Here is a 5,517-nt window from a genome sequence, read left to right on the forward strand (position 1 = left end):
CCTGAACGGCGGGACCGAGGGGGCCTCGACCCCGCGGCGCCGAAGGCGCCGCCAATAAACACAGCACAGGAACTTCGGGGTGGCCGAGCTCGTTGTCCTCGTGTAGCGGTTCTGGCCGAAATTCGCGCGTCCGGTCGCGCGCCACGTATACAGGAGTGCTATGCACGGGCACGGGTTTGCGAATGGGATGAAAACGTTCGGGCTCATGGTCGGGCTCTCCACGCTGATAGTTCTGGCGGGGGCAGCGTTCCGGAACACGACCATTCTGGTCGTCGCGGTTCTTCTCGCCGTGGCGATGAACGGTTACGCGTATTTCAACAGCGATAAGCTCGCGCTGAAGGCCATGCGGGCGCAGCCGGTGAGCGAGATCGAGGCGCCGGCCATCTACGGGATCGTCCGTGAGTTGGCGACCACCGCTCGGCAACCCATGCCCCGGCTGTACATAAGTCCCACGAATGCTCCGAACGCGTTCGCCACCGGGCGTAATCCGCGGCATGCGGCGGTCTGCTGTACCAGCGGTATTCTGCAAATTCTGGACGAGCGCGAATTACGGGCCGTGCTGGGTCACGAACTTTCCCATGTCTACAACCGGGATATCTTGATCTCTTCGGTTGCGGGGGCCATGGCCGCGGTGATTTCCGGGCTGGCGAATTTCGCGTATTTCGCGGCTGCGTTCGGCGGGAATCGGGGTGGTTCCGGGCCGAATATTTTCGGTGTACTGCTGGTTTCCCTGCTGGGACCCATCGCCGCGGGATTGGTCAAACTGGCGGTGTCGCGGTCGCGGGAGTACCAGGCCGACGAGTCGGGTGCCGAGCTGACCGGTGATCCGCTGGCGCTGGCGTCGGCATTGCGCAAATTGGAGCTCGGGGTGCAGGCGGCGCCGTTGCCGCCCGAACCCCGGCTGACCGCGCAGTCGCATCTGATGATCGCCAATCCGTTCCGTGCCGGCGATCGGATGACCCGGTTGTTCTCGACGCATCCGCCGATGGCGGATCGGATCGCGCGACTGGAGCAGATGGCCGGACGCTGAGGGTTCGGGTCGGCGATTCGCAGCCGGCTACCGGTAGTTCACGAACTGCAGGGCGATCCCGAAATCTTCGCCTTTGAGCAGCGCGATAACGGCTTGCAGGTCGTCGCGTTTCTTGCTGGTGACGCGTAATTCTTCGCCCTGAATCTGCGCTTTGATGCCCTTGGGGCCTTCGTCGCGGATTTTCTTGGAGATCTTCTTGGCGTGTTCGGAGTCTATGCCCTGGACCAGGGTGCCGGTGATCTTGTAGGTCTTGCCGGAAGCGACCGGTTCGCCGGCATCGAAGGCCTTGAGCGAGATATCGCGGCGGATGAGCTTTTCCTTGAACACCTCGAGCGCGGCCTTCACCCGCTCCTCCGAATCCGCGGTGAGTACCACTTTGTCCTCGCCGGACCATTCGATTCCCGCGCCGGTGCCCCGGAAGTCGTAGCGGGTGTTCAGTTCCTTCTCCGCCTGGTGCAGGGCGTTGTCGACCTCCTGCCGCTCGACCTTGCTGACGATGTCGAATGATGAATCGGCCACACTGCGCTCCTGTTCACTGTTGGATCACCCTGGGTGCTTACGCAAGCTACCTGGTCGATGCGGCGACGCTGTGCGGCTATGGCGATCGAGGGCAGTTCCGGCCATCTGGCCAGCCGGTTTGCATTCGGGGTGCGGGTTCGTTGTATCCTGCTCAGCGCACTGGGAAAGTGATCGTCGAGATCGAGAGTGCGGTACGAGGCAGGTTGCCCGAGCGGCCAATGGGAGCAGACTGTAAATCTGCCGGTGAAAGCCTACGTAGGTTCGAATCCTACACCTGCCACCAGGAACCCCCGCCGATGAACACCGGCGGGGGTTTTCTTCGTCCGGGGTCGTCCGGGCCTCGGCGAAAGCCGGTCCATCCGCCAAAAAATTGGCTCTGACCACCCGGTTTGGTGCTCTCGGTGGTCAGTGTGTACTCTCGTTCAAGTCTTCGAGGCAACGGGTAGGACTTCGTCGGTTCCCGCTGCCGAGAGGTCGTGCCCCCTTAGCTCAGTCGGCAGAGCGTTTCCATGGTAAGGAAAAGGTCAACGGTTCGATTCCGTTAGGGGGCTCGCCGGATTGCCGGTGGTGTCCCGACTCGGCACTCCAAGCCGCGGCGTCGCCGTCGCAGATGGCGTATAAGGCGGTGTAGCTCAGGCGGTAGAGCAAACGACTCATAATCGTTGTGTCGCCGGTTCGAGTCCGGCCATCGCTACCCATACTGATTGACCCTCTGGTTGACCGGAAAGAAGGCATATCGTGGCCGCGAAGTCCACCGATGTCCGGCCAAAGATCACCTTGGCCTGCGAGCAGTGCAAGCATCGCAACTACATCACCAAGAAGAACCGGCGCAACGACCCGGACCGGCTGGAGCTGAAGAAGTTCTGCCCGAACTGCGGCACGCACCGGGCGCATCGCGAATCTCGCTGATCCTCGCCTGACGCCGCTGCGGTAGCAGCGGGTCCCGAGTTCCGCTCACGTTTCGGCGTGTCGGATGTTCAAGGCGCCACGGTGGTAGGTTCTCGCCGGATCCCGTCCGGCGACCGGGGCGCTGCGGGGTTCGTACCTACTCGACGGCGGGGTCCTGGTCCTGGAACCACCGACATCGCGGCCGATCACCGGCCGTGGTGATGATCAGGCGGCTGCTCGGCCCTTTCGGTCACGCCGACTTCTATCTACGGGCCCGACGCCCAGCCGCCGTGCAGACTCCGTGCTGCGGGGTCAGATAGGTACAGTCCTCCCGTGACAATCAACACCGGTACAGACGAAGCGGTCGTGACGGATACGGATCTCGATCCCGCCGCCCATGCGGCCGCCATGGTCGGTCACCACTATCGTGTCGACGACTATTACGAGGTCGGCCGAGAGAAGGTGCGCGAATACGCGCGCGCCGTGCAGGATGGCCACCCGGCGCACTGGGACGAAGATGTCGCCCTGGAATTCGGCTACGACGGCCTGGTCGCCCCGCTCACCTTCATCTCCCTCGTCGGGATCCTGGCACAGCGCAAACTGTTCGAGACGGTCGTCACCGGCTACGACCTGAGCCAGATCATGCAGACCGACCAGATCCTGGAGTTCCACCGCCCGATCGTGGTCGGCGACCAGTTGATCTGCGATGTGCACCTGCACTCCTTCCGGCAGGCGTTCGGCGGCGACATCATCGTCACCAAGAACATCGTCACCGACCAGCACAACGAGCTCGTGCTCACCACCTACACGACGCTGGTCGGCCGCAGCGGCGGCGATATCGATCCGAACCTCAACGAGGCCGTCCGCAAGGTGCTCATGCACGGGATGGACGCCGCGGTTCCCGATCACACGCCGCGCATCCGGCACGTCGTTCCGGCGCCGGCCGTCGGCGAGATGGTGCCGACCCGGTTCGCCCGCCCGTTCGACGAGGTGTCCGTCGGCGACGAACTGCCCGCCCGGACCGTCCAGCTGACCCGCGGTGACCTGGTGAACTACGCCGGTGTCTCCGGCGACGCGAACCCCATCCACTGGAGCGACGAGGTCGTCAAACTGGTGGATCTCGACACCTGCGTCGCGCACGGCATGCTCTCCATGGGCCTGGGTGGCGGTTTCGTCACGTCCTGGCTGGGTGATCCCGGCGCGGTCGCGGAGTACAACGTCCGGTTCACCAGCCCGGTGTTCGTGAGCGCCACCGAACCGGCCGAGGTCGAGTTCACCGGCAAGGTCAAGTCCATGGACCCGGAAACGAGGACCGCCGTGATCGCCATCGTGGCGAAATCCGGAGGCCGCAAGATTTTCGGCCGGGCCACCGCAACGGTCCGGTTGTCCTGACCTGGTCGGGCGACCCTGATTGGCTTCTGCCGCCGACCGTGCCGTACACTCGGGTTTCTGGGGTCACCAGCCGATGCGCGCTGCTCTGCAAGGCTGGTTCCAGGCGGGGTTTCCGACCAGTGGCCGTACCGGCTGAGTAGGCTCGGACCGACCGGTTGTACCGGCCTCGCCGACGGGGCCGGCACCTGCTGGGGCGGCGCGCGTGTTGTGTGACACCAGCGCCGACAACTGAATATCGCATGTGGCTGGACCACGACAGTCCGGTTCAGCCGAAGGGGCGTAGCTCAAATGGCAGAGCAGCGGTCTCCAAAACCGCAGGTTGCAGGTTCAAGTCCTGTCGCCCCTGCCCTGGATAACGGCGACGAAGAGAGGATCGACGTGACCGACGAGCGGGACACTCGCCGCGGCGGATATGGCGCCGACGACGGCGATGACACCGCCGCCGTGCAGCGGCCGAGCGGAAAGCGTTCCGCTCGCCGTAGCCGATCCGTCTCGTCCTCCGCGTCCGATACCGGTTCGCTCGCGACCTTGGATCGGCCCGCCCGCAAGGGCGAGTCGAAGTCCGGCCGCGGTGAACGCGAACGGTCACGCAATCCGTTCGTGCGTTTGTTCAAGTTCCTGCGTGAGGTGATCGCGGAACTGCGGAAGGTTATCTGGCCCAACCGGAAGCAGATGGTCACCTATACGACCGTTGTTCTGGTGTTCGTGATCTTCATGGTCGCGTTCATCAGCGGGTTGGATCTGGCGTTCATCAAGGGTATCGACTGGTTGTTCGGTTAGCCAGGTGACACCGGCGCCGTGAACCGATCCGCGCCGCGGGCCGGACGCAAGTCCCCGCCGCGCCCGAACCCGGCACGCAGAGGATGCACGTGACGACACAGGAAGCGAGTGCCCAGTGAGCACCCCGGAGAACGACACCACCGACGAGTTCCCGGTCGACGATCAGACGGCCGAGGAGGCCGCCGTATCCGTCGAGGAGCCGGCGTCCGACGCCGAGCCCGAGGCTGCCGACGAGGCCGCACCCGCAACCGCCGACGCGGAGGAGCCGGACCCTGTCGAGCAGATGAAGGCCGTTCTGCGGCGCGCTCCCGGTGACTGGTATGTCATCCACTCCTACGCCGGTTACGAGAACAAGGTGAAGACCAATCTTGAGACCCGTGTGCAGAACCTGGACCTGGAGGATTACATCTTCCAGGTGGAGGTGCCCACCGAAGAGGTCACCGAGATCAAGAACGGCCAGCGCAAGAGCGTCAACCGCAAGGTGCTGCCGGGCTACATCCTGGTCCGGATGGATCTGAACGACGAGTCCTGGGGTGCGGTCCGCAATACGCCGGGCGTCACCGGGTTCGTGGGCGCGACCTCGCGCCCCTCGCCGCTGACCATCAACGAAGTGGTGAAATTCCTGGTTCCGGCCTCGCAGCAGAAGAAGGCGCCCGCGCCGGCTGCCGCCGGGGGCGGTGCCGAGACCGTCGGCGAGACCAAGGCCAAGCCCACCATCGAGGTCGATTTCGAGGTCGGCGAATCGGTGACGGTGATGGACGGTCCGTTCGCGACCCTGCCCGCCACCATCTCCGAGGTCAACGCCGAACAGCAGAAGCTCAAGGTGCTCGTCTCCATCTTCGGACGCGAGACCCCGGTCGAGCTGGAATTCACCAAGGTCGCCAAGATCTAGGCGGCGCCTGTGTTTT

General features: G+C 64.3%; 6 protein-coding genes and 4 tRNA genes. 9 read left to right on the forward strand and 1 reads right to left on the reverse strand.

Going from position 1 to position 5,517, the window contains the following annotated elements:
- The first annotated feature begins 160 nt into the window (after positions 1 to 160).
- A complete protein-coding gene (htpX, locus tag ACLML9_RS27465; protein WP_411948229.1) occupies positions 161 to 1,030 on the forward strand; it encodes a zinc metalloprotease HtpX in 870 nt (289 codons plus the stop codon).
- Between the two features lie 27 nt (positions 1,031 to 1,057).
- Here htpX and ACLML9_RS27470 read toward each other — a convergent pair whose 3' ends face one another.
- Positions 1,058 to 1,549, reverse strand: coding sequence for a YajQ family cyclic di-GMP-binding protein (locus ACLML9_RS27470; protein ID WP_411948230.1), 492 nt, complete (start codon positions 1,547 to 1,549; stop codon positions 1,058 to 1,060).
- A gap of 197 nt (positions 1,550 to 1,746) precedes the next feature.
- Here ACLML9_RS27470 and ACLML9_RS27475 point away from each other — a divergent pair.
- From ACLML9_RS27475 to nusG, 8 genes are all read left to right on the forward strand, one after another.
- Positions 1,747 to 1,832 (forward strand) — tRNA-Tyr (locus ACLML9_RS27475).
- Between the two features lie 195 nt (positions 1,833 to 2,027).
- Positions 2,028 to 2,100, forward strand: a tRNA-Thr gene (locus ACLML9_RS27480).
- 70 nt (positions 2,101 to 2,170) lie between these two features.
- Positions 2,171 to 2,243, forward strand: a tRNA-Met gene (locus ACLML9_RS27485).
- A 44-nt stretch (positions 2,244 to 2,287) separates the two neighbouring features.
- Positions 2,288 to 2,458 (forward strand): 50S ribosomal protein L33, encoded by a 171-nt coding sequence (gene rpmG, locus ACLML9_RS27490; RefSeq protein WP_011211653.1) that lies wholly within the window; start codon positions 2,288 to 2,290, stop codon positions 2,456 to 2,458.
- Positions 2,459 to 2,776: 318 nt separating this feature from the next.
- Positions 2,777 to 3,829, forward strand: coding sequence for a fused (3R)-hydroxyacyl-ACP dehydratase subunits HadA/HadB (locus tag ACLML9_RS27495; RefSeq protein ID WP_411948232.1), 1,053 nt, complete (start codon positions 2,777 to 2,779; stop codon positions 3,827 to 3,829).
- 273 nt (positions 3,830 to 4,102) lie between these two features.
- Positions 4,103 to 4,175, forward strand: a tRNA-Trp gene (locus ACLML9_RS27500).
- A 32-nt stretch (positions 4,176 to 4,207) separates the two neighbouring features.
- Positions 4,208 to 4,609, forward strand: a complete 402-nt coding sequence (gene secE / locus ACLML9_RS27505) for a preprotein translocase subunit SecE (RefSeq protein WP_411948231.1) — start codon at positions 4,208 to 4,210, stop codon at positions 4,607 to 4,609.
- Positions 4,610 to 4,724: 115 nt separating this feature from the next.
- On the forward strand, positions 4,725 to 5,501 hold the full coding sequence (gene nusG, locus ACLML9_RS27510; RefSeq protein WP_030525640.1) for a transcription termination/antitermination protein NusG: 777 nt from the start codon (positions 4,725 to 4,727) through the stop codon (positions 5,499 to 5,501).
- Positions 5,502 to 5,517 lie beyond the last annotated feature (16 nt).

The organism is Nocardia sp. NPDC002869 (assembly GCF_046764065.1).
In the GTDB taxonomy this organism is placed as follows: Bacteria; Actinomycetota; Actinomycetes; order Mycobacteriales; family Mycobacteriaceae; genus Nocardia; species Nocardia rhamnosiphila.

Bases quoted from the DNA above. Each gene is read 5' to 3' on its own strand.
- htpX (WP_411948229.1), top strand. From the start codon at position 161: ATGCACGGGCACGGGTTTGCGAATGGGATGAAAACGTTCGGGCTCATG.